Below are 26,182 nucleotides of genomic sequence, written 5' to 3'. Positions count from 1 at the left end.
TCCCGCACGCCGCACTTCAAAGGGGCGGCAGGCAACCCCGCCAGTTTACAGGTTGACTGCGAAGGGGCGCCCCGGCCCGTTTCGTTCCACGTTCGCCCGGGCGGATCAAGTGGTGTTCACCCACGCGGTAGAGGCGCAGCCTCTACCGACAACGGGGAACGTGATTGGGACTGACCTCGGCGCCAACCGCAATTTCCCCATCACCTCAGCGGGGGAGTTTGGAGAGGCTGCCCCAGCACTTGAAGAAGGCTGAGCGCAAGAAGCGGCGGGGCAATCGCCGTCACCGGGAACTGAAGCGGCAAGTTGCCGCTGAACATCGCCGGGTGGCGAACCGGAGGTGAGACGTTCACCACACTCGGCAATAGGAGCCCGGTTCATGCGACGAGGCGTTGGCCGGGTACCTGATCGAGTCGACGTTGCGCCTTGAAGGGGTGGTGGCGGCGCGGCGTGAACTCCTCGCGGCCGAGCTCGCCCGGCTGCCCAACTGAAGGCCTGGAGGCGCGGCGCGCCGTATCCTCATTTCCCGCTCGATGTCCGCCGCTGGTTCCAGAACGTCCGGTCGGCGATGCCTTCTTCCGGGCCAGGCGGCTCCCGGTTCCTGCGGGGCCCACTTCAGGAGCTGGGTGAAGCACAGCTTTCCGGGTCGGTGGCAGAGCGCTGGCGGCTTCCGCAGAATGTTGAGAACTCCGGTTCACCCGTTCAAAAGCCTCTGGTCTACCCGGGGGCGTAGGCAAAAACGGTGACGGAGAGGAGGTAGGCGTACCTTTGCGATGTGGACTTGCCAAGCAGGGCAGCAGAGGGGCCGTACCGGATGATCCGGAATTTTCATGCGCAGCGAACTTGTGCTGGTTGCCCGCGCCCAATCCCTCGCCCTGCGGCAAGAGGGGCAGGACCTGTTGAGCTTGTTCGTCCGAACCGGCGGCCTGCGGCTCTGCTGCCGCAGGCGCCCAATGTGGGCGTGACCGTGGCCCAGCGACGCCGCCCGCACCTCGCTGCAGCGGGTCGACGCGCCGATGTACGTGCAGAAGCGGGAGCTGCGGAGAACCCGGCCGAGCTGGGCCGGTTCGGCGTGGGGGACGCAGGAAAACGCCCCCTCGTCGCAGGGGGCCTCTGGCCGTCGCTTCCGCACCCCGGCACCCAGCAGGTCCGCTTCAGCGTGAGCTGAGTGTAATTGTCCCGTTGTCGGCTGCGCGTCAAGGATGTAAGGAAGGTAAAGGCACGTCGTCCCCGGGGGCGTCTGTGGTGAGAAGTCCAGATCCGGATGACCGGGACGTGTGGCCCGTTTGGGGAAAGAGCCCCGCGCCTTCCGGAGCGGTGGAGCTGCACGGCCCCGTCCGCCCCGAATCGCTGACGGGCACGCGATTCGGGACGGACCCACTGGCGAGAAATCCAGCTTCACCGGGCAGCTCGGCGCGGTAAACAAAACCCTCGGGCCGGAGAAACGCGCCGTGATGGCCCGGGTGCTTGGCCGCCACGAGGTTGCGCCGAAGTTCAGCTGGGTCCCGCGCTTCCTGGCTGTACAGCTCCGGCATCGCGAACACGCCCTCCACCCGCGCCCGCAACGGGAGGAAGGGGCGGCGCTGGGGCCTGCCACCAGGTCCAGGGCCACAAAGGCTTCGTGGGGCAGGGCGTAGCGCGTAGGGTGTACAGCGAGCCACTCGCCCACCAGCCGCTCGCCAGAACGCAGCACGTCCAGAACGCACGCCGCATGGTGCCGGGCCCACAAGCGCGCGCCGAACGCGGGCCCGAAAGCCCTGGCGCACCTGCGGCGCGCGTTCTCCGTCCAGCCGGGCCACGGCGACGTTCGTGCCGGCCAGCTTTTCCTGAATCCACACCCGGCCGGCTGTTCCCGGCAGGTACGGGGTGCGCCCGTAGGTTTTCCTGCGCATGGGCCGCGAGGTGTCCACGCTGGCCCCAATCGGGCGGGCATTCCGCGGCGGCCCGGCGAGGCGGCGTAGGCCAGATGCGTGCTGGAACGCGGCGAACGCTGAGAGAGGCTCGGGAGCATGGACCTCACCTGCTTTACCCTCACAGGCCAGCCGTGCCCCTGTGGGCAGGTGATACCCACGAGATCCACGTCACCACCCCGCCCATGACCTGTCTGCGCGTGCTGGGGTCCCTTGAGGCGGCGCTGGAAGGAACCCGGGGAACGCGGCTTTTCCACCACGCGCATCAAGACCGGGGCCGCGCCGTGGAATGCGGGCGTGCTCCGCTCCGGTGAGGACGCTGCCCAGGAGCCGCCGGGCCGCCTCTTCGAGCACCACCCCCGCGTGACGCCAGAGGGGGACCTCACGGCGCTGCAAGCCCTGTGCCGTGGCAATCCTTTCGGGCGGCGGGAGGACGGGGCGCAGGAGTGGTCCGTCACTCTGCGGGCAGGTGGCGTGGGACGCGAGACCGCCGAGGCGGGGGCGGCGCCTGACCCGGGCGGTCTGGCCGCGCCTCGCCAGTATCCTCGAATACTGCGTCTGCGGTGACCGCCGCGAGCTTGACGCCGGCTGGGAGGAAACGTGAGCGTCTGGCCTGCGCCCGAGGTCTGGCCCTGCTGGGTTGGCTGCGCCGGGCCCGCGCGTGTTCGGCGCGCCCCTGATGCTGCGCGGCAGTGTGGTGACCCGGACGCTGTGCCGGGAGTTGGGTGGGGAGGGACGGAGCGCAGCCGATGTGGACGACCTCGTGCCTGGAGCCTTCCCTGCGGTGCAGGCCGCCTCGCCTCGGGGTGGCCACGCAGCCCGACGCCGAGACCGAACTTACCCTGCTGGGCACCGAGGTGATCTGGGCCGGGGGGCCCTTTCCCGGGCTGCGCGTCGCCTCTCAGGGCGGGCTGAGGGAGGGGAAGAGGCGCGGTTTCAGGTGGACCTCGCCTACGGGGATCCGCTGGCGCAGCCGGCCATAGGGCTGGACGTACCCGGCGCCGGCCCCGTGCTCGCTTGCCCGCCCGAGACGTTGTGGGCCTGGAAGCTGCACGGCCTGACCGGGTTTGGGCCGGGGTGCTGGCGGGCAACCTGTATGACCTCGCGCTGCTGGATAGGCTGGCCTCCGACGAGGCCGCGTTGCCGCTGGCGGTGGCCCTGACCTTTGCCAGCCGGAGCGCCTCCCCGTCCGCGTTTGACGACTTCCGCACCCGTGAGCGCTGGAGCCTGGCGCCTTCCAGCGCCCGCAAGCGGCGAACATTCGGGCGGCGTTACGGGGTAGAGGTCAATTTCGCGATGGTGCGCAGAAACCGTGCGGGCGCGGGTAGACCATGTTCTGCAGCCGCGCCCGTCACCCCCAGCCCTCACCGCTGACCCTGAGCGTGGGTGTGCTTGCCCGGCTGGGCAGGTCCTGCCCTCACACCCCCAGTTGTGCGTACACCTCGTCCGGCACGGTGGGCAGACACTCCAGGCCGGGGCGTGCGAAGAAGTAGCCCTGCATGTGGGTCACGCCCAGCGTCAGCAGGCAGCGGGCCTCCTCGGCGGTCTCCACGCCCTCGGCCACCACGAGCAGGCCCACCCGCTGTGCGAACAGCGCGAGGTGCCGGATCAGCTCCTCACGCCAGAGGTCCGTGTGGACGCCGCGCACAAGCTTCATGTCCACCTTCACCACGTCCGGGCGCAGGGCGAGCAGCAGTCCGGCGGTGGCGTGCCCGGCCCCGTAGTCGTCGAGGGCGGTCTGGAAGCCGGAGCGGCGGTACGTCTCGATGATCCGCTGCACGTGCGCCTCGTCGGTCACGTGCTCATGCTCGGTGACTTCGAACAGCAGGCGGCTCGGGGGAAAGTCCACCTCCTGGGCGGTTCGCAGCGTGGCGCGCAGGCAGGTGACGGCCTCATACACGGCATTGGGCAGGAAGTTGATGGACAGCAGGGCGTCCCCGGTGAGGTGCAGCCCCAGCCGCGCCGCCGCGCGGATAGCCGTTACCCGGCACAGCTGATCGAAGTGGTAATGGCCTCCTTCCCCAATCTGGCCAAACACCCACCCGGCGCCCTGGCCCTGCGCGCCCCGCACCAGCGCCTCATAGGCGAAGATCTCGCGCGTCCTCACGTTGACAAGAGGCTGAAAGGCCATGGCGATATCGGGCAGCGGCGTGGGCGGAGCCTGACAGGCCTGGCAGGTTCCGGCGGGCGAGGACGGCATACGAAAAGGCTAGCGGGCCCCCTTTTGCCGGTTGGTGGAGTGAATCGCATATGGGAAAGCCTGGGTTCACCCTTTCTTGTCTCTATGGAGGGGCCAGTGGCGGACGCAAGCCCAACGAACACTGAAGGGTTTCGTGCGTTCTGCGTCCACCATTCCCTTTAACGTTGAAAGGCCTGCCCGACAAGGCGTGACTTCCAGGAGGTTTCCCATGAGTGAAGACCGTTCCGCCCCCGTTCCTGCGCCCACTGCCCTCAGCCGCCGCGACAGCCTGCGCCTGTTGGGAAGTGCGGGACTCCTCGCTGCCGCAGCGCCGCTGGTGGGCGCGCAGAGCGCCGCTCCCGCTTCCCCCGCCGCCCCGCTGAACGGCAACGGCTTTTACCGGCAGAAGGTGGGCGACCTGAGCGCGATCATCGTGAGCGACGGCACCGCGCCGCTCGCCGCCGTGCTGCCGACCTGGGGGGCCAATCCGGACCGACAGGCCGAGTTCGCCGCCACGCTGGCCGAGTATCACGTTCCGGCCACAAACACGGTCAACCACTTCAACCCCGTGGTGATCGAGACGGGTGCCAACCGGGTCCTGATCGACACGGGGCGCGGCGGCGAGGCCGGGCAGCTGCTCGCCAACCTGCGCCGCGCCGGGATCGATCCGGCGAGCATCGACACGGTGTTTATCACCCACGCGCACGGCGACCACATCGGCGGCCTGACGACAGGCGGGCAACCGAACTTCCCGGGGGCGCGACACGTAATCGGTGGCGCCGAGTTTCAGTTCTGGACCACCCAGGCCGAGCCCAACGCTGCCGTCAAGGCCAACCTGATCGCGCTCCGGGACCGCTTTACCTTTCTCCAGCCGGGCGCAGAGATCGTGCCGGGCCTGACCGCTGTGGCCTCTCCGGGCCACACCCTGAACCACCTCAGTGTGCTGGCCCAGCGTGGAAACGAGGGGCTGATGGTGTTTGGGGACGCGGCCGGGCACTTCCTGCTGTCGTTGCGGCACCGGGGCGCGTACATCGGCTTTGATGCGGACGGTCCGCTCGCCGCCCGCACCCGCCAGCGCCTGTTTGAGCGGGTGGTCAGCGAGGGGCTGTGGGTCACGGGCTATCACTTCCCCTTCCACGCCACCGGGCATGTCCGCCGGGCCGTGGGCGGGGCCTACGAATACGAACCGGCGGTGTGGAACTGGAGCTGAAGGGCGGCCAGAGCGGGAAGAGCCAGTGGGACTTATTGCTGCCGGTCCCCCTGCGCTAGCCTGCCCCCATGACGGCTCCCATCGGCCTCCATGTGGGCGGCAGCCTGTACGAGCGCATCGGCCCGAACGCCCTGGTCGCGCTCATCACCCGCTTTTACAGGCACGTGGCGGTGCACCCGGACCTTGCGCCGATCTTCCCGGCGGACCTGACGCACACCGCCGAGAAGCAGTTCGCCTTTCTGAGTGGCTTTCTCGGAGGACCACCGCTGTACCACGAGCGCTACGGGCACCCCCGGCTGCGTGCTCGCCACCTGCCCTTTTCCATTACGCCGGCGCGGGCGCGGGCCTGGTTGGGGTGTATGGACGCTGCCCTGCGGGAGACGCCCGAGATTGCGGAGACCGAGGCGCGCGAGCTGTACGCGGCCCTCGCGCGGGTGGCCGTCCATATGGTCAATACGCCGGGTGAGGGCGCGGGCGGCGAACCGGGATTGCCCGAACAGGCCGCAGAAGAGCAAGCCTGAGGCTGTTCTTGCGTCAGGAGCGTTTCCAACGTATCTCCAGACCCGCAACTTGGACAACTCTTTACATTTGACTAGTGGGGTGCGGCGGGAGAGTGAGGCGGCTTTCCTAGACTGAAAGAATGACCCAGCCGCAACGCAGCATCGATGAACTCCGCGCCGAAGTGGACGCGATCAACCGTGACCTGCTCACCCTGCTCTCGCGGCGGGGCGAGGTGGTCGCGCAGATCGGCCGGGCCAAGAGCTTGGAGGGCCGTCCCCAGCACTACGATCCGGCCCGCGAGGAGCAGCAGTTGCGCGAGATGGAAGGCCTGAATCCCGGCCCCTTCAGTGCGGGGGCCGTCAAGGCCATCTTCAAGGAAATCTTCAAGGCCAGCCTGGACCTCGAAGAGACGAACGACAAGAAGCAGCTTCTCGTGTCTCGCAAGGTCAAGCCCGACGACACCACCCTCGACATCGATGGCGTCCGCATCGGCGCGGGCGCACCTCCCATCATTGTGGCGGGGCCCTGCTCCATCGAGTCCGAGGAGCAGATGGAAGTCACGGCCCGCTTCCTGGCCAGCAAGGGCGTCAAGATTCTGCGCGGCGGGGCGTACAAGCCCCGCACCAGCCCCTACGGCTTTCAGGGTATGGGCGTGGACGGCCTGATTATCGGGGGCCGAGCCGCGCGTGAAAACGGCATGCTGTTCGTGACCGAGGTCATGGACACGAGGGACGTGGAAGTCGTGGCCGAACATGCCGACATCCTGCAGGTGGGCGCGCGCAACATGCACAACTTCGCCCTGCTGCGTGAGGTGGGCCGCTCTCGCCGCCCGGTGCTGCTCAAGCGTGGGCTGTCCGCCACCATAGAGGAATGGCTCTACGCCGCTGAGTACATCCTGTCTGAGGGCAACCCCGAAGTCATCCTGTGCGAGCGCGGCATCCGCACCTTCGAGAAGTGGACCCGCAACACGCTCGACCTCTCCGCCGTGGCCCTCGCCAAGCAGGAGACCCACTTGCCCGTGATCGTGGACGTGACGCACGCTGCCGGACGCCGTGACCTGCTCATCCCGCTGGCCAAGGCTGCCCTCGCCGTGGGTGCAGACGGCATTCACGTCGAAGTCCACCCCAGCCCAGCCACCGCCCTGTCGGACAACGAGCAGCAGCTCGACTTCGCCGGATACGAGCGCTTTATCGGCGCGCTCGACTCGGTGCTGAAGGTGCCCGCAACGGTGTGAGCTGAGGGTTGACCTCCTCCCTTTCCTTCCCGGTTACCCGCGACTTCGCAGCGCCCCTCTCTCCTACGGAGCTCTCCGGGTTCCACCAGGGGAGGGGGTCACTTTTTTAACCCCTCGCCCACCAGGAAGGGAGCCGCCGGGTCTTCCGGCAGTCTTGCGCCCGGCAGATGGAGGGGGATGGGCCCGGCCAGCGAGCGCTCCTGCAGGGGAAAGGTGTGGACCTCCTGCACCTCGCCACGTTCCTCGCGCGTCAGGCTCAGCACATTCACGTGAAAGCTCTGCAGGGGCGGCACCAGGGGCTGCACCGCTTCCCACACTGCGTCCTCGGCCCAGGGCAGGATGCCCAGTGCGAGCGTGAGGTGGGGCAGGTAACCGTCGCCGTCGTGGGAAGCCCGGCTGGAGGGCTCCACGGTCAAGACGCGTTGGTGCAAGGCGGTCAGGGAGGCGTCAGGTTCGAACTCCAGGAAAATCATGTGGGGCAGGGCTTTCCAGCCCTTCACGCGCACGTCGAAGGCAGGCTCGCGGCGCAGCACCTCGCGGAAGGCCGCAACCAGTTCCGGCGCAGACAGCGACGTCTGAAAGGGTGCGCGCAGGTTGAGATGTGGGGCTCCGAACGCCCGCACGTTCAGCCGCTCCTGTGTACGCCGCAGCCAGCTGTCCAGGGGGGCGGGCGGCCAGGCGACCAGGCTGTACAGCGCCCCGGATGAACCCCGCGGTGGAGGAGGTGCGGCGCTCATCTCAGGGCCCGATCCGGTAGCGGCAGCTGCCCTGCCCGCACGCGATGCGCGAACTGCGGGTCACTGGCACGCCCAGCACCTGCGCGAGCATGCCCAGCTCGCTGACGCACATCTGCGGGTACTGCCGGGCCACCGTGAGGTTGGGGCAGTTGCGTTCCAAGATGGTCCAGGACCCGTCCACGTTCTCCTCGGCCACGGCGTCGAAACCTGCCGTGGTCAGCCAGACGGTCAGCCCCTGTACCCGCTCGGCGAGGGGCAGTTCGTGGGGCATCTCCTCCAGGAGACGGGCGGCGAGCTCTTCGCTGCGGGCGTCAAGCACTTTGAGCACCGCTTCCTCGCCGTACAGGGCCTGGACGTGGCGCAGCACGTCCATGCACAGCGCCGAGTAGGTCCGGGGAAACACCGCCTCGCCCCGTTCGGTAAGCAGAAACACGTGCTGCGGCCGCCCCCGGCCACCGGGCCGCTCGGTCCGCGCCTCGATCAAGCCCTGGTCTTGAAGGTCCGTCAGGTGCCGCCGCGCGCCCGGCACAGAGACGCCCAGGTGGGCCGCCAGGTCCTGCACCGTCTGCGGGCCGTGCCGCTTGAGCAGCTCCAGCAGCCGGTGTTTGGTCCGCTCGGGTGCGGGGGACGTGACCGCTGTGGCGGGCAGGGGAGAGGCGAGCGTCACCTCACACCACCGGAAGTTGTTCGGGCAGGTGGGCCATCGCCTGTACGCTGATCCGCCCGGCAAGGTTACGCGCGATCTGCCGCATGGCCTGAGCGGCAGGTGACTCGGGATGCGCCAGCACGGTGGGCAGCCCCGCGTCGGCGTCCTGCCGCACCTCCGTGTCGAGCGGAATCTCGCCCAGGTGGGGCAGGTTGCCGAGTTTGCGCGAGCCGCCCCGTCCGAAGATGTCGTAGGTCAGCCCGGTGTCGGGAGCCACGAAGTAGCTCATGTTCTCCACCACGCCCAGCACGGGCACACTGGCTTTGCGGAACATGTCGAGCGCGCGCGCCGCGTCGATCAGGGCCACGTCCTGCGGCGTGGTCACCAGCACCGCGCCCGTCACCTGCACGGTCTGCGTCAGCGACAGCTGCACGTCTCCGGTGCCCGGCGGCAGGTCCACGATCAGGTAGTCGAGTTCGCCCCACGCTGCGTCCTTCAGAAACTGCTGCACTGCCGAGTGGAGCATTGGTCCGCGCCACACCAGCGCCTGCCCGGCAGGGGAGAGGTTGGCCATACTCAGGAAGCGAAGGCCGTGCGCCTCGATGGGCTGCATCTTGCGCTCGGCGTTGGCCGTAACTTTGGCTGTCCCCTGGCCCAGCATGTGCGCCACGCTGGGGCCATACACGTCGGCGTCCATCAGGCCCACCTGCGCGCCGTCACGCGCCAAAGAGGCGGCCAGGTTCACGGCCACGCTGCTCTTGCCCACGCCGCCCTTGCCGCTGCCCACGAGGAGCACGTGCTTGACGCCCGGCAGGGCGGGCTGCGCGGCGGGACGGACCATCGCGCCGAAGGTGACGTTCACGGCCTCGATGCCGGGCACCGCCAGCACCGCCGCCCGGACATCACCCTCGATCTTGCCCTTGAGGGGACAGGCGGGCGTGGTGAGGTTGACCTTCACGTGCGCCACCCTCCCCTCGACTTCGGCGCGTTCGATCATGCCCAGGGACACCAGGTCGCGGTGCAACTCGGGGTCGTTGACAGTTTTCAGGGCTTGCATGACGGCGTCGCGCATCTCCCGCCATTAGTAGCGCGTTTCCTCAGGGGGCAGCAAGAGAGAGCGTTACAGTGAAGCGTCTGGGAAGCGGTCTAACCGGCTGAAGGTCTGACGGCGGAGGGCTGGGGCCGCGTGGGCCGCTTCTCCGCCCGCCAGTACCACGCCGCGCGCAGCACCCTGTCCAGCTCCGCGCCGCCAAAGGTTGCCTGCGCCACGCTCACGTACCCGTCGGGCCGCACCAGGTAGGCGGCGTCCTCCCGCAGTCCAGCGCGGCGGGCAGTTTCCTCGAAGGGAAAGACGTGCAGGGAGATGTCGCGGCGCAGGCACCAGCTGAGAACTTCCGGTGAGGGCGTGCCGTAGAGGTGAAGTTGCGGCCCTGGTCGCCGCAGCGCTTTGAAATTGCGGCTGCCCTGGGCGTAGGGCAGCCGCTCGCCGCCCCTGATCTTCCCGGCCTGACCCCGGCTGAGCGGGCTGTGCGGGTAACTCAGGCGAAGCTGCGAGACCATGCGGAAGGCCAGGCGGCCCAGGGTGTTCGGCCCGTCGCTGTCCTGCTTGCGCCCGCGACCCGCCCCCAACCGCCTCAGTACGGCGGGCAAAAGCCGCGTCCGCAGGCGGCGCGACAGGGGCGTGTCGGACGAGATGAGCCTGAAGGCCCGGTCTGTCGTCCGCACGAGCGACTGCGCGAAGGGGCGGCGCTCGGCCCCGTAGGTGTCCAGCAGCCCGGGGCTGGCCTGGCCCTTCAGCACGGCCGCCAGCTTCCAGCCGAGATTGTGTGCGTCGCCCAGGCCGGTGTTCATTCCCTGTCCACCCACTGGGCTGTGGACGTGGGCCGCGTCGCCCAGCAGGAAAACGCGCCCGGTTCGGAAGTGCCGCGCCACCCGGTGGCTGACCCGGTAATGCGAGAACCAGCGCACTTGACTGACCTCGATGCCAAACACGTCCCGTACGAGGGCGCGGACGTCCTCGAAGGTGGGGGTACTTCCCTCCAGCTCCCCTGCGGGCGGCATCCCGATGAGGCGCAAGCGGTTGTCGCCCCTACCCGAGCTCGCCAGGGGAAAGGTCAGCAGCAGGGAAGACGCGCTCAGCTTGAGGCTCAGGTCCGCGTTGTCCAGCGCCCCCGTGGTGGTCACGTCGGCGACAAAGAGCGTCCTGGGGCTGCGCTCACCGTCGAAGGGCAGGCCCAGGAGGTGCCGCACCGGGCTGTGGGCCCCATCGGTCCCGCAGAGGTAGGCCGCCCGAACGCTCCGTACGCCGCCGTTCGGACCACCCAGCGTGATCCTCACGCCGCCCGCGTCCTGGGAGAAATCCTCTAACGCCCAGCCCCAGTCCACCTCGCCGCCCAGGGCCCGCAGGTGCGTGTAGAGCAGCGCCTCGTTCTTGCTCTGTTCCAACGAGAGAATGTAGGGGTAAGGCGTCTGACCCCGGCCCACCACACCGAAGGGAAGGCCCCCCAGGAAGTCGTCCCCGCTCCACGCGTTCAGGCCCGAGACCGGGTGGCCCTGCCGCACTGCCTCCTCCGCCAGGCCAAGCTGATCGTAAATTTCCAGGGTGCGGGCCTGCACGACCATGGCGCGCGACTCGCGGGTGGGGCCCGCCTTGGGGTCCACCACCCGCACGCGCAGTCCCAGCCGCTGAAGTTCGCAGGCGAGCAGCAGGCCGGTGGGCCCGGCGCCGGCAATCAGGACGTCGGTGGTGCCGAGCTCGGCGTTCGTGGTCATGACGGTTCCTCCTGGGCAGGATGAAAAGCGGGGAAGTGCAGCAGACCGTGCAGGCAGAGGTCCACCATGGCGGCGAGCTGCTGCGGCGTGGGCGGGTGAGGCTCACGGGCCAGCAGGCCGCCCAGCATCACGAAGCTCATCAGCGGTCCCACAAAGGCGCGGGCGGCGAGTTCGGGCTCGGCCGGGCGCACCAACCCCGCCGCCTGCGCCGAGGCGAGCAGCGCGCCCACCCGCTCCAGGAGCGGGCCGGGCACCGTCCGCACGAACAGTTCGCCCAGCTCGGGCTGCGTGTTCATCTCGGCGATCAACATGCGGACGAGAGCCAGTCCCTCGGGCCGCATCAGCTGGGCAGCGGCCTGCTCGGCCAGGACCTGCAATCCAGTCCGCAGGTCCCCGATGGTCGCGGCGGCAGGTGATCCGCTGGGCGGCGCGGCCCAGTCGCGTAGAAAATCGTCCAGCACGCCCTGCAACAGCTCCTCCTTCTGCCGGTAGCGCGTGTAGATCGTCGCTTTGGAAACGCTCGCCTCAGCCGCCACCTGGTCCAGGGTGGTGGCGGCGAAGCCCTGACGCAGAAACAGGGTTCGGGCCGCCTGACGGATGGTCTGGCTCCTGGTGTCGTCACGGTGGGGCGCGGGTCGGGGCATCGTCACCTCCTAACTAAACTGTACGGTTTAGTTTACCTGGGAGCAAGGCCCCTGCAATGATGGGGAAGCGCTTTACGCTGAGGCGTCGGGCCGTCAGGACACCTCTTCCCGCCCTCTTGCAGGCGTGATACACTTCCGGAGTTTGTCTCCCCAGGGAGGCGAGTTTTCGCGAGAAGGGCCAGGGCAGGCCGCGCAGGGGCAGGGCGCAGGTGCCCACCCGGTACAGGCCGCCCGCCCGCGAGAAGGAGAGCAGCAGAACATGAAGCGTACCTACCAGCCGAACGTCCGCAAGCGGGCCAAGACCCACGGCTTCCGCGCCCGTATGAAGACCAAAGCGGGGCGGAACATCCTCGCGCGCCGCCGCGCCAAGGGCCGCCACCAGCTCACCGTCAGCGACGAGTAATCCTCGCCATCAGGAGCGGGGCCATCGTCACTTCCGAACCCAGCAGCGCCACGCAGGCACGGCCCCGCCGTCCGGTGGCGCTGACCTCGTTGTCGGGCGAGCGCGAGTTTCGCCGGGTGCGCCAGCATGGCGTGGCCCTGCGCGATCCCCTGCTAACCCTGCGCGTGACCGAATATCGCCCCCGGTACGGTGAGGCGTGGCGGCCCCGCGCGATCATCGGCATCGTGGTCTCGAAAAAGACACTCCGGCGCGCGGTGGACCGCAACCGTGCCCGCCGCCGCGTGCGCGAAGCCCTGCGGACCTTGCCTGGTGGGCTGCCGCCCTGCCGCGCTATCTTGCTGCCCAATCCGGGCGTGCTGGCCGTGCCGTTCGCCGAGTTGCAGGCCACCCTGGCGCGGCTGATGGCGCAGGTGCCGGGCCGCGTGAAGCGGGGCAAGGGAGGCGCGAAGGGGAGCAACGCGAAAGGAGGGGGTGGGAACGCGGAGCGCCCGGCCCCCGTATCTCCTTCCGTGCCTCTCTCCGACCCCCGTGCCCCGACTGAGGAGCGCCCGTGAGCCTCGCCTCACGCGGCCTGATCCGCATCGTGCGCGGCTATCAGCGCCGCCTCTCGCCTCTCAAGCCCGCCCCAACCTGCCGCTTCACGCCCACCTGCTCTCAGTACGCCGCGGAGGCCATCGCGCGGCACGGGGCCTTGAAAGGCAGCTGGCTGGCCGCGTGGCGCGTGCTGCGCTGCAATCCCTTCGTGCCGGGCGGGGAAGATCCCGTGCCGCAAGCGTTTCCGCGCCCGGCCCCTTCCAGAAAGAACCCCCGATGAAACTGAGAACCCTGCTTCCCCTCACCGCCCTCGGCGCGCTGCTGCTCACGGGCTGCAGCAATACCGGACCCCTGCCCACCTTCGGCAACCCCATCAAGCCCGAGTGGATTCGCGCCGACTTCGACGGCAAGCTCGGCGAAGAGCTGATCGCCACCAGCAACTTGCAGGACGTGGTATTCAACCAACGCGGCGAGGTCATCGGCTGGTACATCAAGCAAAACGCGGGCACGCCCTACATCAAGAAGCGGGCGGACGGCAGCTACGACTTGACCGCCCTGCAAAACAGCAAGGTGCTGGTCAACATGGTGGCTGGCCGCACGGCCTTTGCCGTGGAGGGCGGAGACCTGAAAGCGGCCGCGCCCGCCCAGGCCCAGGCTCCGCGCACCACCCTGGACCTGCCGGCCAACCGGCAGGAGGCCGTCTTCCGCTACACCCAGGGGGGCGCGACGGTCACCAAGACCGTGATTCTGCACCCCCGCAACTTTAAGATGGACGTTAAAACGGACGTGCAGGGCGGGCCCGAAAGCTACGCCATGCTGTTTCCCGGTCTGGGCAAGGCCGACAATCCGCGCGTACAGGCCGCTTCGGTGGGCAGCGCGCCCGCCGCCGTGCAGGGCAGCGGCACGCTGGAAGTGAAAAACGTCCAGTACGCCGCGCTGCAGGAAAACCCCAGCCAGGTCGCCCACGCGCTGATCGTGCGTCCCCAGGCGGGAACCACGGCGGACGCCAGCCTCACGGGCGGCGCTCAGGGCCTGATTCGCCTCACGCTGCGCGGTGAGAGCAACCTGGAAGTCTACGGCGGCAAGAACGAGCTGGTGCACCTGTACCAGAGCGGCTATACCAGCCTACCGGGACTGTTTCAGCCGAATTTCTTCGGCAAGATCAGCCTCCTCATCGTGCGGCTGATGGAAACGCTGTACGGCCTGGTCCACAACTGGGGCCTGGTGATCGTGCTGCTGACCCTGCTGCTGCGAGGTGTGATGTGGCCGCTGATGCAGGCGCAGGGCCGCACCACCGCCCGAATGCAGATCATGCAGCCCAAGATCAAGGAGCTGCAAGACCGCTACAAGGACCGCAAGGACATGGAATCTCAGCGCGCGATGCAGGCCGAGATGCAGCAGCTCTACCGGGACCACAATTTTAACCCGGCGGGCTGCCTGTCGAACTTCCTGCCCTTTCCAGTGCTGATTGCCCTCTGGTCCACCGTTCGCAACTTTGAGTTCGACAGCGGGTTCCTGTGGCTTCCGGACCTCGCGGTGCCGGACCCCTTCTACATCCTAGCGCTGCTGTACCTGATCGTGAACGTCGGGCAGCTGTACGTGATGACGCGCAAGAACCCCGACATGTTCCGCCAACAGGCAATGATTTACATCATCTTCCTGTACTTCGCGCTGACCTTCCCGGCGGGCGTGACCATCTACACCATCCTGTCCACCCTGATCGGCATCGTGCAGCAACTGCTGATCAACCGTCAGGTGGAGCGCGAGACGGCCAGCCTGGCCCAGACCGTGCAAAAAGCACCTGCCCGGCCCAGCACCAAGGCCGTCAAGACCATCGAGGCCCCGAAGAAGTAGGCAAGGCCGGGGGGCGTGGCGCGTGGGCCGTGGGGGAAGACCCCCTCCGGTCCACGTTTTCCGTCTGGTCTACGCGCCAGCCGCCAGCCGCTCGCCGGCCCGCACCGCCACCGCCAGGGTGTTCTCGCGCGGGGGCAGTGGACAGGTCCAGCGCTCCCCGTAGGCGCAATAGGGATGGTAGGCGAGGTTGAAGTCCAGTCGGACGGCCGGGTCCTGGGGCGGGCCGAGGAGAGGCGCGTCCAGATACCTCCCAGCGCCATACGTCTCGTTGCTGCTCGTCGCGTCCCGGAAGGGCACGAAGACGCGCTCCGGGCGCTCTTCTCCCAGGGGGGCATACAGGCTCAGCGTCTGCGCTCCGCCGGGCAGGTCCAGCGTCGCGCGGCCGAAGAGGGCCATCACGCGCGTCTCGCCGGTGTTCGTCCCCAGCGTTACCTCGGTTCCGTCGCCGGGCGCCACGGGCACCACGAACGCCCAGTCGGCGGCCGGGGGGTAGTAGCTCAGGCCCCGGAAATGACGGAGGGCTTCTCCCTCCAGGGGTCCGCGCCCGGCCGCGAAATGGGCGTCCTTGCGCCGCCGGAAGTCAAGCAGGGCGGCTTCTTCCTCCGGGGTCACCATTCCACCCGCACGCGCTGCCCCGCGTATTCCACCACGTCCCCCCGGCGCAGTTTCTTGCGCCGCCGCGTCTCGATCTCCCCGTTGACCCGCACCTCGCCGCCCTGCACGCGGAACTTGGCCTCGCCGCCGGTGTCCACCATGCCGCGCAATTTCAGGAAGTCCTGCAAGTCGATGGTGTCGCGTTCCTCGGGGGTGGCCTTCTGGGGAGCGGGGCGGATGGGACCAGTCATGGGGGCAGCGTAGCAGGGACGGGGGCAAAGCGAGGTGCGCGGCCCATGGAACTTCCGTTCAGGCCGCGCACGTGGGTTGCTGTTCTCTGCGTCAACCCCTGTCTGTCAACCTGCCCTCACGGCCTGTACTGCGCGCCGAACAGACCCACGTCGGCGTCGTCCACCTTGCGGTCGCCGTTCAGGTCGCCCACCGTGGCGCTCTGGCCGTAGTTTTTCATCAGCAGGGCGAGGTCCGTCAGGTCGATGCTGCCGTCGCCATTGAGGTCCGCGCCGCTCAGGCGCACGCGGGCGGCGGCAGCGGTCCACTCCTTCAGGCCCAGTTCGGTCGCCAGGGCCTCGCGCACCGCCTGCGCGAGCGGCACGGGGCCCTGCGGATTAAACTCGATGCGTCGGTCATTGCCCACCTTCACTGTGCGCCAGGCCGCGTCCGGGTTGAAAGGGACGGCGGTGGCCCCGCTGCCCCCCAACGTCAGCACCGCTCCACCGTCCGTGTCCAGCCGCACGGACGAGTCTTTCGTGCTGATCGCGTTCAGGGCCTCCTGCACCGCACGGGTAACTTCGGGCCCCTGAGGCCGAACCTTGACCGTGACGGCCCCAGCGCTGCCCACGAGCAGGGCCAGGGCCAGCAGGCCGCTTCGCAGGGTCTGGCAGCGCACCGGCTTCATTTCGCCTCCCGTGCGGCGCGCAGGGCGTCGCGGAACTTCCCCGGGTCCGCCAGAGGATTTTCGGGCGGGGTGGGTGTGGGCGTCGCCGCCCCGCCCGCTGTGGCTGTGCCATTTGGTGTGCTGCTCCCCGCATCCGTCCCCGTCCCGGCCGTGCCGGGAGCAGTCTGGGCGCCCGGGGTGCCGGACAGAGCCGGCCCTGCAGGTGGAGTGCCCGCCGTTCCGGGTGCCGCCGGTATGGGCGTGGGCGAAGGAGTGGAGGAAGGAGGAACGGGGGTGGACGTCACGGCCAGACCTTCCTGATCCAGCCGCGTCACGCGGCCGTTCTCAACGGGATAGACGCCCTGGCCGAAGCCCACGAAGGGGCTGTCCTGACGGCGGGCGTACAGCAGGAAAAATGCCTCCTGGTCCGCACGCAAGGTGGGCAGCCCCTCCACACTGTCCAGCAGGTACAGGGCCGGCTTGCCTTCCAGCTGCGGCAGCGTGGCGACGTCTCCGGCGATGGTCTCGGTGATGGTCAGGGGATAGACCAGCCAGCTGACCTCGCCCTCCTTCACCTGCCGGGAGGGACCCAGGGTGCCGCGCACGATCACCTCCGCTTTCTTCGCCTGCTGGGTCAGGGTCAGGGGCGGTGCGGCGGCGGTCTGCGCGGCGGGTGGGAAGGCGCTCAGCGCGAACGCGGCCAGCAGGCCAGCCCAGGACTTCACGGTTTTCCTCCCGGCGCGGCGGGCGCCGTGGTGTTGGTGGGCGGTGTGCCCGATGTGGCTGGAGTACTGGAGGCGGGTGGCGCCTGCGTGCTGGCGGGGGTCTGGGTCATGGAAGCCGGCGCTGCGCTTCCCGCTCCGGCCGCTTGCGCCGCTGAGACGGCGGGGGCAGCTGCTTTCGGGGCCTCAGCCTTGGGAGTCTCGGTTTTCTGGGGCGCCGGCTTGATCGCGTCGGTCAGCAGCTGGCCCTCGCCGTTGCGGGCCTCGACCGCCAGCTTGGTCGTATCCAGAGTCACGGCCTTCTGGGGTTTGAGGGCGATCAGGGCCACCCGTGCGCCCGAGCGCGGCACAGCCTTGAAGCCCAGGTCCAGGGTGAGCGTCTTGCCCACCTGCTTCCAGAACAGCACGCCGCCCGCGTCGGCGAGCTGGATGCGGGTGACGGCCACCCCCTCGGGCAGTTCCCACACCACCCGCGCGGCCCGCACGGCCCGGGGCGCGGTGATGTTCAGGGGCACGCGCGTCTCGCCTCGCAGGTCGCCGCCGGGCGGCAGTTGCGGTTTGAGGCTCAGCGGCGGCAGCTCGTTGACGTTGACGGTGTACGCCTGCGCCTTGCTGCTGAGGTTGGCGTCTGACGCCTCCAGCGTGAAGGTGTAGGTGCCCGTCTTGGTGGGCGTGCCGCTCACCTGCCTGCTTTGAAGGCCGACGCCCGGGGGCAGGGTGCCGGAAACCAGGCGGATGCCGTAGGGGCCCGCACCGCCCGTCACGCCGATGTCCACCTTGTAGGCTTCGCCCACATACCCGACGGGCAGCGAGGACGGCGTAAAGGTCAGGGGATCGCGGGAAGACGTGGTGCCCGTCCCCGCCGAGGACGAGGAAGTCGTGGCGCTGCCACACGAGACGAGCAGCGCCGTGCATGCCAGCAGGGCCTGGCTGGAAAGCCTGGGTCGCATGGGGTGCAGTGTAGCGGCAGCAGATGAGGAGGAAAGGGGAGGGGAAGGCATTCGCCCTCGGTCAGCAGGGATACGGCGGGCAATGGCCCATTGCTCCCAAAGCCTTCCCGCCCGTCGGCGCTAGACTTCCCTCCATGACCGCCACATCACCTTCTACCGCCCTGCCCACCGTCGGCACGCGGCTGGGCCGCTATACCGTCGAGCGTTTGGAGCCCCTGCCCGAGATGCAGGGTACCCTCGTGCTGCTGCGCCACGAACTCGGCGCACGGCACGCACACGTTCAGCGCGACGACGACAACCTCGCTTTCGGCGTGACCTTTCCCACGGTTCCGAAGGATTCCACGGGCGTAGCGCACATCCTGGAGCATGTCGCCCTGATGGGCAGCACGCGCTACCCGGTGCCAGACCCCTTCTTCGCCATGATTCCGCGTTCGCTGAACACCTTCATGAACGCGATGACGGCGAGCGACTGGACCACCTACCCCTTTTCCACCCGCAACGAGCAGGATTACTTCAACCTGCTCGGGGTGTACCTCGATGCCACCTTTTTCCCCCTGCTGCGTTATGAGAGCTTCCGGCAAGACGGCCACCGCTTCGAGTTCGAGACGCCGGACGATCCCACCACCACGCTGAAACTCCAGGGTGTGGTCTACAACGAGATGAAGGGCGCGATGGCCTCGCCCGGCTCGGTGATGTGGCGTGCGTTTGGAGCGGCGCTGTATCCGGACCTCACCTATGCCAACAATTCCGGCGGCTCGCCCGAAAACATTCCCAACCTGAGCTACGAGGACCTGCGCGCTTTCCACGCCGCGCACTACCACCCCAGCAACGCGTTTTTCTACACCTACGGCGATCAGGATCTGACGCGCGTGCTGGACGAAATCGAGACGCAGGTCATGAGTAAGTTCGGTCCGCAGGCGCTGGACGTGACCATTCCCGATCAGCCCAACTTCACGGAGGCACGCCGGGTGGAGGTCCCGTACCCCGGTACCGACGTGGAGCGGGGCGCGCAGGTCAGCGTGGGCTGGAAGCTGGGGCACACCACCGATCCCGACCAGAATCTGCGCTGGAACGTGCTCTCGGACGTTCTGCTGGGCAACCCCGCCGCACCGCTGACCCGTCCACTCATCGAGTCGGGGCTGGGCAGTGCGCTGGCGGACCTGACGGGCTACCACGACAGCTTCCGCGAGGGAGCCTTTGCCGTGGGCCTCAAGGGACTGGGCGCCGGGAGGGCCGACGAAGTGGAGGCGCTGGTCCTGAACACGCTGCGTCAAATCGCGTCTGAGGGCATCGGGCCCGCCCTGATCGAGAGCACCCTGCACCAGTTCGAGATCGCGCAGCGCGAGGTGTCCAACAGCGGCTACCCCTACGGCCTCAAAACCATGTTCCGCCTGCTGGGGCCGTGGCTGTACGGCGGCGATCCAGTCACGGGTCTGCGCCTGGAGGCCGAGCTGGAGAGGCTGCGCGCAGACCTGGCGGCAGGACGTGTGTTCGAGCGCATGATTGAGGAGAGGCTGCTGAGCAACCCCCACCGCGTCACCCTCGTCCTGACGCCCGATCCCGAACTCGTGGCGCAGACCGAGCAGGCCGAGCAGGAGTTGGTGCAGCGGCTGAGCGCCGACTTTACGGAAGAAGACCGCGCCCGCATCGTGGCCGAAAGCCTACGCCTCAAGGAACTCCAGGCCCAGGAGGGCAACCCCGACCTGCTGCCCACCCTGACGCTGGCAGACGTGCCGCCCGCTGTGTCCCGGGTGCCGTACACCACCGAGGAAGAAGGCCGCACGCTGGTGGGCCGCGTGGCCCTGCCGACTGGCGGCCTGACCTACCTCGACGTGCAGGTGCGTCTGCCAGAGGTGCCCGAAGACCTGCTGGACACCCTGCCTCTGTACGCCTACGCCGTGACCCGCAGCGGGGCCGCCGGGCAGGACTACGTGGAGTTGGCCCGCCGGATCGAGGCGGTGACGGGCGGCGTCAGCGCCAGTGTGGGCGTTGGCGGACGGCCCGACGATCTGGATACCCTGCGCCTGTCCATGACCTTCAGCGGTAAGGCGCTGGCCCGCAACGGCGTGGCGCTGGTGGAAGTGCTGCGCGACCTGATCGCTGCTCCCGAATTTACCCGCGAGCGGTTGGAGCAGCTGCTCAAGCAGCGCCTGGCGGGTGTGAAGGCGAGTGTGGTCAGTTCTGGCAATGCCTATGCCGAGCGCCTCGCCGCCGCGCAGGTCAGCCCTGCCGGATACGTGGAGGAACACTTCAGTGGCCTCACCGCTCTGAACACCCTCAAGGGAATAGTGGAGGAGGCTGGGCTCGACGCCCTCTTGGAGCGCTTTACCCGCGTGCGCGAGTTGCTGCTGCGCGGTCAGCCCCTGCTGTGCCTGACGGCCACGCCGGAGGACCTGGGCCTCCGTCTCACGCCCATCACTCACGGGTTCACAGGTGGCGCCGCCGTCGGTCATCCCGCGCCGCGTACCCTGCCCGCCCAGCCGCAGGCGCGTACCACCGACTCGCCCGTGGCTTTCAACGCCGTCGCTTTCCGCACCGTGCCGTACACCCACCCCGACAGCCCGGCGCTGCTCGTGCTGTCGCGCCTGCTGCGAAGCGAGTACCTCCTCAAGGAAATCCGCGAGAAGGGCGGTGCGTATGGCGGTGGAGCGGCCTTCGACGCGCGGGGAGGCGTCTTTTCGCTTTCCTCCTACCGAGACCCCAACATCGCCCGCACCTACGAGGTGTTCCGGAATGCCCGCCAGTTCCTCGACGGGCAGCTGGGCGAGCGTGAAGTGACCGAGGCGATTCTGAGCGCGAGCAAGGCGCTCGATCCCCTCACCAGCCCCGATACAGCGGGCCGGCTGCGCTTCTACGGTGATCAGGCCGGGTACACGCCTGAGGTGCAGGAGGCGTACAAGGCCCGGCTGCTGAAGGTGTCCCTGGACGACCTGAAGCGCGTGACTGACACATGGCTCACGTCCGAGCGGGCCGGATATGCCCTCGTTGCGGGCCGCGATCCCAATGCCGAGACGGAGGCGCTGGGCCTGAAATTCGACGTCCAGACAATCTGAAGTTGTCGATGTTCGGGCGGGAGGGGCGTGGGTGGCGTCTCCCGCGCCTTCACATCCCCCTCGCATGAGACGCCCCGACACTGCGGGCGTGAAGCGGTTTACGGGGATGGCAGCGGTGGCAGTCCTGACGGCGGGCGTGGCGGGCGCGGAAAACTTCGGGGTGGAGGCGGGCCTGGCGGCGGGTGGCGGCTTCGGCCTGCACGCTGGAGCCTATGCCCGCCTGGCTGGCTTCGGCCCGGTGCAGGTCGAAGGGCGCGGTACGGTGGACAAGACCTTCGGTCGCGCCGGGCAGACGGAAGTGGGCGCAGACGCCCTCGTCAGCGTGAACCTGCTGCTCGCCCGCCTTTACGGCGGTCTGGGCGTGGCTGTGCCCCTCAGTGGCGGCAACGGCGCGGGCTTCCGCGCCACCCTGGGCGCACGGTTTTCCCTGCCCGGCCCGCTGTCGGGCTTTGCGGAAGGGGGCTTCGGGCGGCAGAACGTGTACCGGGCGGGCGTGCTGCTGAGGTTCTGAGGACCCGCGGTCCGTAGCGGGTGGTTTGCGGAGAAAAAGAGGGGGTGGGAGATGAGAACGGTGTTGCCCACCGCACGCCCTCTATCCCCGGTGGTACGGTTCGCCCGCGCTGATCGTCGCCGCGCGGTACAGCGCTTCGAGCAGCACGATCATGGCGAGGTCATGGGGCAGGGTCAGCTCGCCCAGGCTCCAGAGTTTGTGGGCTCCGGCGCGCAGCGTCGCCGTGTGGCCCTCTGGCCCGCCGATGGCAAAGGCCAGTTCGCCCGTACCGCCCACCGCCTGCGCGTCCAGATAAGCGCTGAGACCTTCGCTGGTGAATTGCCTTCCGCGCGGGTCCAGCAGAATCAGCGGCGCGCGCCCCGCCACCCTCGCCACCGTCTCGGATTCCTGGGCCTGGTTTTTGCCGCCCACACGGGTGACCTGCAACTTGTGGTAACGGCGCAGGCGTTTCTCGTACTCGTCCCAGCCTGCCCGCGCGTAGGCGAGGCGGGGTTCGCCGACGGTGATCAGGTGCAGGCGCATCGGGGAAGAGGATAGAGCGGGGGAGGGTGAAGTGGGGTCAAATTCTGCCCACGAACCGCTCACCGCTTCCCACCGACCGGTTAAACTGTCCTCCATGCCCACCTTCCCCTGGGGCCTGTCTTGAATTACGCGGCCACCCTTACGGTGCTGGTGGTGCTGGCGTTTTGCTTTCCGCTGACCGTGCGTCTCGGCGCGCAGATCGGCGTGCCGGAGGTATATACCGCCTCCACGCTGGGGGCACTGCTGACCTTCGCGCTGGCGACCTACCTCGTGCGCTGGCAGGTCACGCGCCACCGAGCGACGCTCTCGATGCTGGAGGCGGTGCGGGCGCAGGTGGCTGCCGATCCTGAAAATCCCCGGGCGTATTTCGTGGACGGTGAGCACCTCGGCATGATCTTGCTGCGGCTGGACCGGCGGCGTGAGGCGTCGGACGTGATCGACCGCTACGCCCGGCTGGGAGGCGCGCGGGAAAGCGAGATTGTGGCGCTGCGCGAAGCCCTGTCGGGCGCAGAGCGTCGGCAGCGCCGGGCCCAGGGCCGCGAAGCGTGAGAAGCCGCAGGCGGTCATGTGCGTCCGGCAAAGGCCGCCTTTGGAGCGGGCAGCATAGAGTGGGGTGGTTATGAGGGCCTACAAGGGCATTGTGGAAAACGGCGTGGTGGTGTTGATCGGTGCGCGGCTGCCGGAAGGCACCTCGGTGACGGTCACGGTGGGCGAGGCGGAGCTGCTGCGGGCCCGGATCACGAACGCCCTCAACCGCCCCCGCAAGGTGCGCGTGCGCCTCAAGCCCACCCCGGGCCTGCTGGCCGAGGCGGCGCTGCTGACAGCGGTGGGCGAAGTGGGGGAATGAGGGGCGGCCAGCTTTCAAGCAAATGTGCGGGCAACGGGCCGCAGGCGGCTTCAGCTTCAGGTGCTTCCCCATGACCTCAGAGCCCGCCGCCCCTCACGTCTGGCTGGTGCCCACGCCCGTGGGCAATCTGGGCGACATCACTGTGCGGGCCGTGGAAGTGCTGCGCGGTTGCGGCGCGGTGGCGTGCGAGGACACCCGGCGCACCGGGGCGCTGCTGACCCACCTGGGGATCAGCAAACCGCTTGTGCGCCTGGACGCACACACCATGCACCGCGCCGCGCAGGTGCTGGAGCAGCACCCCCGCCTCGCCTACGTCAGCGACGCTGGCACGCCGGGCATCAGCGATCCGGGGGCGGAACTGGTGCAGGCCGCGGTAGCAGCCGACGTTCCCGTGGAGGTCTTGCCCGGCGCAACGGCCTTCGTGCCAGCGCTGGTCTTGTCTGGACTTCCCAATGCCCGCTTTACCTTTGAGGGTTTTTTGCCCCGTTCGGGGAGAGCGCGCAAGGAGCGCCTCGCGGCCATCGCCGCCCGCTCCGAGACCACGGTGCTGTACGAGAGCCCGCACCGTCTGGGAGATACCCTCTCGGACCTCGCCGCCGCCTGCGGGGAAGGGCGAGCGGCCAGCGTGACGCGCGAACTGTCCAAGCGCTTCGAGGAAACGCGGCGCGGTCCCCTCTCCGAACTTGCCATCCACTTCGCGCGAGGGGTGCGCGGCGAGATCGTGGTGGTGGTGGCCGGCCGCGAGGCGGGGCAGACGCTGGCGGGCGAGGAAGTGCCCGACCATCCTGCGCTGGCCCGCACATGGGCCGGGGAGGGCCGCAGTGCCCGCGAGATCCGGGAATTGCTGATCGCGCAGGGTTTGCGTAAGAATGACGCTTATGCGCTGGCCCTTCAGGTCACGCAGACCCGCTGACCTCCCTTTCTTCCCCGGTCCTGTCTATAGGCCCCGTGCCTGCAGGTGCCCGCCACGCCCGAGGATATGCCCACGTGACCGATCTTCTCCATCCCGCTGACCACGCCAACCCCGCCGCCATCAAGCGCCTCGCCGTCCTGACGAGCGGAGGCGACGCACCGGGCATGAACGCCGCCATTCGCGCCGTCGTCCGCACCGCCACCCACCACGACATCGAAATCGTGGGCGTGCGCCGGGGCTTTTCTGGGCTGCACCGGGGCGACATGCGCATCATCGGCCCGAGGGACGTGGCGAACACCATTCAGCGCGGCGGCACCATCTTGCTCACCGCCCGCTCGCACACCTGGCGTACCCCCGAGGGCCGCGCGAAGGGAGCCGCCAACCTGCGCGAGTGGGGCGTGGACGGCCTGATCGTGATCGGTGGCGACGGCTCCTTCCACGGCGGCTACTTCCTGCAAGAAGAGCACGGTGTGCCCGTGATCGGCATTCCCGGCACCATCGACAATGACCTCTACGGCACGGACCACACCATCGGTTACTTTACGGCGGTGGAAACGGCCCTCGACGCCGTGGACAAGCTGCGCGACACCGGAGCCTCACACGAGCGCATCTTCGTGATCGAGGTGATGGGCCGCCACGCCGGGCACATCGCGCTGGAAGTGGCCGTGGCGGGCGGCGCCGAGGAGGTCTTTATCCCTGAAGACCCGAAGCCCGTAGACGGTGTGGTGCAGATCGTGAAAGACAGCGTTGCCAAGGGCAAGGCCAGCTCCATCATCATCGTGGCGGAGGGGTATCCCGGTGGGGCCACAGGCGTCAGCGACGCCATCGAGAAGGGCACAGGCTTAGAAACCCGCGTTTCGATCCTGGGTCACATCCAGCGCGGTGGTTCGCCCGTCAGCAGTGACCGCGTGCTCGCCAGCCGTCTCGGCGAGGCGGCCGTCTACGCCCTGATGGACGGCAAAAAGGGCGTGATGGTCGGCCGTGAGAACGGGCAGATCGTCCACACACCCCTGCACGAAACCTGGGAAAAGAGCAAGGACGTAAGCCGCGATCTCTACCGCTGCGCGAAGATGCTCAGCGTGTGAGGTTGGGCGGGCGCTGAGGTGAGGCCGCGCCTGCCCCGGGTCACCCTCGCCTTCGCCCTCCTCACCCTGGGCCCTGCCCGATCCCACCCCCGCTCCGGGTCACCGGGGTGACCGCCCTTGATCTGGCGCATGTGTCCAAGTGCGGACTTCTTTTTGACCGAGCCCCGCGAGCGAACTGGAATGGGCATGGGGAGAATGGCGCCGTGAGGGCTGCCCTTCCACTCACGGCGTCACTCGGACAAATGCTCCAATGTCGCCGCAGGTGCTGTTGCCGGTCCCCCTGGGGCTGCTCTGGGTAACGTTGCGGCGCCGCTTGTGCGGTTGGGGCCGCGGCTGGCCTGCACCGCGCTTCAGGTGGGCTTCGCGCTGCCCTGAGTACCCTCGGGAACGGCGGCGAACGGCCTTTTGCCGTCTTGAGCCTGAACGCCGACTTCGCGGGCGCTGAACCTGGCCGCATCGCCGCCATTGTTCAGCGGGAAGGGGTGGTGGCCCTGCAGGAGGAGCTGGGCGGGCAGCGGCAGGGGCGGGATATGGAGTCCGTTTTCGCGCCGCCCTGTCAGGCTGGAGTGTGATCCGGCACGATGCTGCCCCTCACGCGCCTGCCGGTCTCTGCCTTCCGCACCGTCAGCTTCCCCCGCTCCCCTCACGTCGTCCCCGTGACCGAGGTGGAGTTGCCGGGAGCAGAGCGTTACCACCGTGAACACCCACCTGCCCAACCCGGGGCAGTTTGCCGAGCGCGAGTGGCCGGCGCCTGCCGCCGAGGGGGAAACGCCACGCTCGCCTCGTGCACCTCGGCGTAACCGGCACCTTTGGGACGGCTGGAGCAGGGTGCGGCTTTACCCATGCGGCCCGCTTCGCTCACTCCCGCATCGACTCCGCCTGAACGCGAGGGACCTGGACCGAACGCGTCATGCCCCTCCCCGACGTGCTGAGTGACCACCGGGCGCTGCCGCTCCGGTTATGCCGGCCTTTTCCACGACCGGTGGCGGCTGAAAGCGCCAAAAAAAGAAGCCGCAGGCACCCAGCCCCGGCTTCTCTCCTCTATGCCCTCGACCTCAGTCGCGCCCACCACTGCGCAGAAACGCCGGAATGTCGTAGTCCTTGGGATCGTAGCTGCTGCCACCCTGGCCGCGCACCGGGCGAACGATGGTGTCCAGGCTGCTGCCCCGGCTGCCCGCCTTGCCCACGCCCAAGCCGGTGGGGAAGGCCGGGTCACCAAAACCGGTGGCAATCACGGTCACGCGCACCTCGTCGCCCGCGGCCTCGTCCGGCGTGATGCCGAAGAGAATGTCGGGGTCCTCGAAACCGGTGGCGTCGCGGATTTTCTCCACGATCTCGTTGGCGTCGGTCATGGACAGGTCATAGCTGCCCGTGACGTTGATCAGGATGCGCCGCGCGCCGTCGATGCCGCGCTCGAGCAGTGGCGAGTGGATCGCGCTCATGGCGGCTTCCTCGGCCACCTTCTCGCC

General features: G+C 68.6%; 31 protein-coding genes (1 of these 31 cut by a window edge). 17 read left to right on the top strand and 14 right to left on the bottom strand.

What is annotated here, in order from left to right:
- Positions 1–958 precede the first annotated feature (958 nt).
- Entirely contained in the window at positions 959–1,165 is a 207-nt protein-coding gene (locus B9A95_RS25170) for a hypothetical protein (protein ID WP_139806981.1), read from the top strand.
- Positions 1,166–1,193: 28 nt separating this feature from the next.
- On the opposite strand, the gene B9A95_RS32700 is transcribed toward B9A95_RS25170, so the two are convergent.
- Positions 1,194–1,889: a hypothetical protein gene (locus B9A95_RS32700; protein WP_139806980.1), complete on the bottom strand. Its 696-nt coding sequence runs from the start codon at positions 1,887–1,889 to the stop codon at positions 1,194–1,196.
- A gap of 231 nt (positions 1,890–2,120) precedes the next feature.
- On the opposite strand from B9A95_RS32700, the gene B9A95_RS25165 reads away from it, so the two are divergent.
- Positions 2,121–2,474 carry a hypothetical protein gene (locus tag B9A95_RS25165; protein WP_084049775.1) on the top strand — a complete coding sequence of 118 codons (354 nt, stop codon included), beginning with the start codon at positions 2,121–2,123 and terminating at the stop codon, positions 2,472–2,474.
- A gap of 450 nt (positions 2,475–2,924) precedes the next feature.
- Complete coding sequence (locus tag B9A95_RS25160; protein WP_139806979.1) at positions 2,925–3,281, top strand: hypothetical protein; 357 nt, start codon at positions 2,925–2,927, stop codon at positions 3,279–3,281.
- Between the two features lie 43 nt (positions 3,282–3,324).
- Here B9A95_RS25160 and B9A95_RS25155 read toward each other — a convergent pair whose 3' ends face one another.
- A complete protein-coding gene (locus tag B9A95_RS25155; protein WP_084049773.1) occupies positions 3,325–4,107 on the bottom strand; it encodes an EAL domain-containing protein in 783 nt (260 codons plus the stop codon).
- 208 nt (positions 4,108–4,315) lie between these two features.
- On the opposite strand from B9A95_RS25155, the gene B9A95_RS25150 reads away from it, so the two are divergent.
- The 3 genes from B9A95_RS25150 to B9A95_RS25140 all read left to right on the top strand — a co-directional run bounded on the left by B9A95_RS25150 (position 4,316) and on the right by B9A95_RS25140 (position 7,031).
- Positions 4,316–5,296, top strand: a complete 981-nt coding sequence (locus tag B9A95_RS25150; RefSeq protein ID WP_084049772.1) for an MBL fold metallo-hydrolase — start codon at positions 4,316–4,318, stop codon at positions 5,294–5,296.
- A gap of 68 nt (positions 5,297–5,364) precedes the next feature.
- Positions 5,365–5,817, top strand: a complete 453-nt coding sequence (locus B9A95_RS25145) for a globin domain-containing protein (RefSeq protein WP_084049771.1) — start codon at positions 5,365–5,367, stop codon at positions 5,815–5,817.
- Positions 5,818–5,936: 119 nt separating this feature from the next.
- Positions 5,937–7,031, top strand: coding sequence for a bifunctional 3-deoxy-7-phosphoheptulonate synthase/chorismate mutase (locus B9A95_RS25140; protein ID WP_084049770.1), 1,095 nt, complete (start codon positions 5,937–5,939; stop codon positions 7,029–7,031).
- A 98-nt stretch (positions 7,032–7,129) separates the two neighbouring features.
- On the opposite strand, the gene B9A95_RS25135 is transcribed toward B9A95_RS25140, so the two are convergent.
- The 5 genes from B9A95_RS25135 to B9A95_RS25115 form a co-directional block, all read right to left on the bottom strand.
- The gene (locus tag B9A95_RS25135; protein ID WP_084049769.1) at positions 7,130–7,768 is read right to left on the bottom strand and encodes a 2'-5' RNA ligase family protein; all 639 of its coding nucleotides are present in this window, start codon (positions 7,766–7,768) and stop codon (positions 7,130–7,132) included.
- A 1-nt stretch (position 7,769) separates the two neighbouring features.
- On the bottom strand, positions 7,770–8,435 hold the full coding sequence (locus B9A95_RS25130; protein WP_084049768.1) for a helix-turn-helix transcriptional regulator: 666 nt from the start codon (positions 8,433–8,435) through the stop codon (positions 7,770–7,772).
- A 1-nt stretch (position 8,436) separates the two neighbouring features.
- Positions 8,437–9,486 (bottom strand): Mrp/NBP35 family ATP-binding protein, encoded by a 1,050-nt coding sequence (locus B9A95_RS25125; protein ID WP_084049767.1) that lies wholly within the window; start codon positions 9,484–9,486, stop codon positions 8,437–8,439.
- A 74-nt stretch (positions 9,487–9,560) separates the two neighbouring features.
- Entirely contained in the window at positions 9,561–11,186 is a 1,626-nt protein-coding gene (locus tag B9A95_RS25120; RefSeq protein ID WP_084049766.1) for an FAD-dependent monooxygenase, read from the bottom strand.
- Entirely contained in the window at positions 11,183–11,830 is a 648-nt protein-coding gene (locus B9A95_RS25115) for a TetR/AcrR family transcriptional regulator (protein ID WP_084049765.1), read from the bottom strand. Before B9A95_RS25115 ends, B9A95_RS25120 begins: the two co-directional genes overlap by 4 nt.
- Before the next feature lie 259 nt (positions 11,831–12,089).
- On the opposite strand from B9A95_RS25115, the gene rpmH reads away from it, so the two are divergent.
- From rpmH to B9A95_RS25095, 4 genes are all read left to right on the top strand, one after another.
- Entirely contained in the window at positions 12,090–12,233 is a 144-nt protein-coding gene (gene rpmH / locus B9A95_RS25110) for a 50S ribosomal protein L34 (protein ID WP_019585335.1), read from the top strand.
- Positions 12,234–12,322: 89 nt separating this feature from the next.
- Entirely contained in the window at positions 12,323–12,787 is a 465-nt protein-coding gene (gene rnpA / locus B9A95_RS25105; protein ID WP_084050960.1) for a ribonuclease P protein component, read from the top strand.
- Positions 12,784–13,047, top strand: a complete 264-nt coding sequence (gene yidD / locus B9A95_RS25100; protein WP_084049764.1) for a membrane protein insertion efficiency factor YidD — start codon at positions 12,784–12,786, stop codon at positions 13,045–13,047. Before rnpA ends, yidD begins: the two co-directional genes overlap by 4 nt.
- Positions 13,044–14,621 (top strand): YidC/Oxa1 family membrane protein insertase, encoded by a 1,578-nt coding sequence (locus tag B9A95_RS25095; protein WP_084049763.1) that lies wholly within the window; start codon positions 13,044–13,046, stop codon positions 14,619–14,621. The genes yidD and B9A95_RS25095 overlap by 4 nt, the downstream gene beginning before the upstream one ends.
- A 69-nt stretch (positions 14,622–14,690) precedes the next feature.
- On the opposite strand, the gene B9A95_RS25090 is transcribed toward B9A95_RS25095, so the two are convergent.
- The 5 genes from B9A95_RS25090 to B9A95_RS25070 all read right to left on the bottom strand — a co-directional run bounded on the left by B9A95_RS25090 (position 14,691) and on the right by B9A95_RS25070 (position 17,782).
- The gene (locus tag B9A95_RS25090) at positions 14,691–15,236 is read right to left on the bottom strand and encodes a DUF1684 domain-containing protein (protein ID WP_084049762.1); all 546 of its coding nucleotides are present in this window, start codon (positions 15,234–15,236) and stop codon (positions 14,691–14,693) included.
- On the bottom strand, positions 15,230–15,466 hold the full coding sequence (locus B9A95_RS25085) for an RNA-binding S4 domain-containing protein (protein ID WP_084049761.1): 237 nt from the start codon (positions 15,464–15,466) through the stop codon (positions 15,230–15,232). The genes B9A95_RS25090 and B9A95_RS25085 overlap by 7 nt, the downstream gene beginning before the upstream one ends.
- Before the next feature lie 116 nt (positions 15,467–15,582).
- Positions 15,583–16,131 carry a hypothetical protein gene (locus B9A95_RS25080; RefSeq protein WP_084049760.1) on the bottom strand — a complete coding sequence of 183 codons (549 nt, stop codon included), beginning with the start codon at positions 16,129–16,131 and terminating at the stop codon, positions 15,583–15,585.
- Positions 16,128–16,835 carry a hypothetical protein gene (locus tag B9A95_RS25075; protein WP_084049759.1) on the bottom strand — a complete coding sequence of 236 codons (708 nt, stop codon included), beginning with the start codon at positions 16,833–16,835 and terminating at the stop codon, positions 16,128–16,130. The genes B9A95_RS25080 and B9A95_RS25075 overlap by 4 nt, the downstream gene beginning before the upstream one ends.
- On the bottom strand, positions 16,832–17,782 hold the full coding sequence (locus B9A95_RS25070) for an Ig domain-containing protein (RefSeq protein ID WP_084049758.1): 951 nt from the start codon (positions 17,780–17,782) through the stop codon (positions 16,832–16,834). The genes B9A95_RS25075 and B9A95_RS25070 overlap by 4 nt, the downstream gene beginning before the upstream one ends.
- Before the next feature lie 134 nt (positions 17,783–17,916).
- Here B9A95_RS25070 and B9A95_RS25065 point away from each other — a divergent pair, with 134 nt between their 5' ends.
- Positions 17,917–20,835, top strand: coding sequence for an insulinase family protein (locus B9A95_RS25065; protein WP_084049757.1), 2,919 nt, complete (start codon positions 17,917–17,919; stop codon positions 20,833–20,835).
- 64 nt (positions 20,836–20,899) lie between these two features.
- Positions 20,900–21,346, top strand: a complete 447-nt coding sequence (locus tag B9A95_RS25060; protein ID WP_084049756.1) for a hypothetical protein — start codon at positions 20,900–20,902, stop codon at positions 21,344–21,346.
- Positions 21,347–21,427: 81 nt separating this feature from the next.
- Here the strand turns inward: B9A95_RS25060 and B9A95_RS25055 are convergent, their stop codons facing one another.
- Positions 21,428–21,868 (bottom strand): 23S rRNA (pseudouridine(1915)-N(3))-methyltransferase RlmH, encoded by a 441-nt coding sequence (locus B9A95_RS25055; protein WP_084049755.1) that lies wholly within the window; start codon positions 21,866–21,868, stop codon positions 21,428–21,430.
- Between the two features lie 120 nt (positions 21,869–21,988).
- Here B9A95_RS25055 and B9A95_RS25050 point away from each other — a divergent pair, with 120 nt between their 5' ends.
- The 5 genes from B9A95_RS25050 to B9A95_RS34150 all read left to right on the top strand — a co-directional run bounded on the left by B9A95_RS25050 (position 21,989) and on the right by B9A95_RS34150 (position 25,285).
- Positions 21,989–22,417: a hypothetical protein gene (locus B9A95_RS25050; protein ID WP_084049754.1), complete on the top strand. Its 429-nt coding sequence runs from the start codon at positions 21,989–21,991 to the stop codon at positions 22,415–22,417.
- 70 nt (positions 22,418–22,487) lie between these two features.
- Positions 22,488–22,715 (top strand): hypothetical protein, encoded by a 228-nt coding sequence (locus B9A95_RS25045; protein ID WP_084049753.1) that lies wholly within the window; start codon positions 22,488–22,490, stop codon positions 22,713–22,715.
- 70 nt (positions 22,716–22,785) lie between these two features.
- Complete coding sequence (gene rsmI / locus B9A95_RS25040; protein WP_084050959.1) at positions 22,786–23,628, top strand: 16S rRNA (cytidine(1402)-2'-O)-methyltransferase; 843 nt, start codon at positions 22,786–22,788, stop codon at positions 23,626–23,628.
- 74 nt (positions 23,629–23,702) lie between these two features.
- Complete coding sequence (gene pfkA / locus B9A95_RS25035; protein WP_084049752.1) at positions 23,703–24,713, top strand: 6-phosphofructokinase; 1,011 nt, start codon at positions 23,703–23,705, stop codon at positions 24,711–24,713.
- Between the two features lie 413 nt (positions 24,714–25,126).
- Entirely contained in the window at positions 25,127–25,285 is a 159-nt protein-coding gene (locus B9A95_RS34150; protein WP_170928771.1) for a hypothetical protein, read from the top strand.
- A 483-nt stretch (positions 25,286–25,768) separates the two neighbouring features.
- Here B9A95_RS34150 and ftsZ read toward each other — a convergent pair whose 3' ends face one another.
- On the bottom strand, positions 25,769–26,182 hold the 3' end of the coding sequence (gene ftsZ / locus B9A95_RS25030) for a cell division protein FtsZ (RefSeq protein WP_084049751.1). The gene runs 672 nt beyond the window's last position; the window shows 414 of its 1,086 coding nt (coding positions 673–1,086); its start codon lies beyond the right edge, outside the window — the gene reads right to left on this strand; it ends in the stop codon at positions 25,769–25,771.

The sequence above is a fragment of the Deinococcus hopiensis KR-140 genome, from assembly GCF_900176165.1.
Lineage (GTDB): Bacteria > Deinococcota > Deinococci > Deinococcales > Deinococcaceae > Deinococcus > Deinococcus hopiensis.
The sequence above is the reverse complement of the archived record's forward strand: the minus strand, read 5'-3'. Positions and strand labels throughout refer to the sequence as shown.

Coding starts and splice junctions, on each gene's coding strand:
- B9A95_RS32700 (WP_139806980.1), bottom strand. CDS start 1,889: ATGCGCAGGAAAACCTACGGGCGCACCCCGTACCTGCCGGGAACAGCC.
- B9A95_RS25155 (WP_084049773.1), bottom strand. CDS start 4,107: ATGCCGTCCTCGCCCGCCGGAACCTGCCAGGCCTGTCAGGCTCCGCCC.
- B9A95_RS25150 (WP_084049772.1), top strand. CDS start 4,316: ATGAGTGAAGACCGTTCCGCCCCCGTTCCTGCGCCCACTGCCCTCAGC.
- B9A95_RS25145 (WP_084049771.1), top strand. CDS start 5,365: ATGACGGCTCCCATCGGCCTCCATGTGGGCGGCAGCCTGTACGAGCGC.
- B9A95_RS25140 (WP_084049770.1), top strand. CDS start 5,937: ATGACCCAGCCGCAACGCAGCATCGATGAACTCCGCGCCGAAGTGGAC.
- B9A95_RS25135 (WP_084049769.1), bottom strand. CDS start 7,768: ATGAGCGCCGCACCTCCTCCACCGCGGGGTTCATCCGGGGCGCTGTAC.
- B9A95_RS25125 (WP_084049767.1), bottom strand. CDS start 9,486: ATGCGCGACGCCGTCATGCAAGCCCTGAAAACTGTCAACGACCCCGAG.
- B9A95_RS25120 (WP_084049766.1), bottom strand. CDS start 11,186: ATGACCACGAACGCCGAGCTCGGCACCACCGACGTCCTGATTGCCGGC.
- B9A95_RS25115 (WP_084049765.1), bottom strand. CDS start 11,830: ATGCCCCGACCCGCGCCCCACCGTGACGACACCAGGAGCCAGACCATC.
- rpmH (WP_019585335.1), top strand. CDS start 12,090: ATGAAGCGTACCTACCAGCCGAACGTCCGCAAGCGGGCCAAGACCCAC.
- B9A95_RS25095 (WP_084049763.1), top strand. CDS start 13,044: ATGAAACTGAGAACCCTGCTTCCCCTCACCGCCCTCGGCGCGCTGCTG.
- B9A95_RS25090 (WP_084049762.1), bottom strand. CDS start 15,236: ATGGTGACCCCGGAGGAAGAAGCCGCCCTGCTTGACTTCCGGCGGCGC.
- B9A95_RS25085 (WP_084049761.1), bottom strand. CDS start 15,466: ATGACTGGTCCCATCCGCCCCGCTCCCCAGAAGGCCACCCCCGAGGAA.
- B9A95_RS25080 (WP_084049760.1), bottom strand. CDS start 16,131: ATGAAGCCGGTGCGCTGCCAGACCCTGCGAAGCGGCCTGCTGGCCCTG.
- B9A95_RS25070 (WP_084049758.1), bottom strand. CDS start 17,782: ATGCGACCCAGGCTTTCCAGCCAGGCCCTGCTGGCATGCACGGCGCTG.
- B9A95_RS25065 (WP_084049757.1), top strand. CDS start 17,917: ATGACCGCCACATCACCTTCTACCGCCCTGCCCACCGTCGGCACGCGG.
- B9A95_RS25060 (WP_084049756.1), top strand. CDS start 20,900: ATGAGACGCCCCGACACTGCGGGCGTGAAGCGGTTTACGGGGATGGCA.
- B9A95_RS25055 (WP_084049755.1), bottom strand. CDS start 21,868: ATGCGCCTGCACCTGATCACCGTCGGCGAACCCCGCCTCGCCTACGCG.
- B9A95_RS25045 (WP_084049753.1), top strand. CDS start 22,488: ATGAGGGCCTACAAGGGCATTGTGGAAAACGGCGTGGTGGTGTTGATC.
- rsmI (WP_084050959.1), top strand. CDS start 22,786: ATGACCTCAGAGCCCGCCGCCCCTCACGTCTGGCTGGTGCCCACGCCC.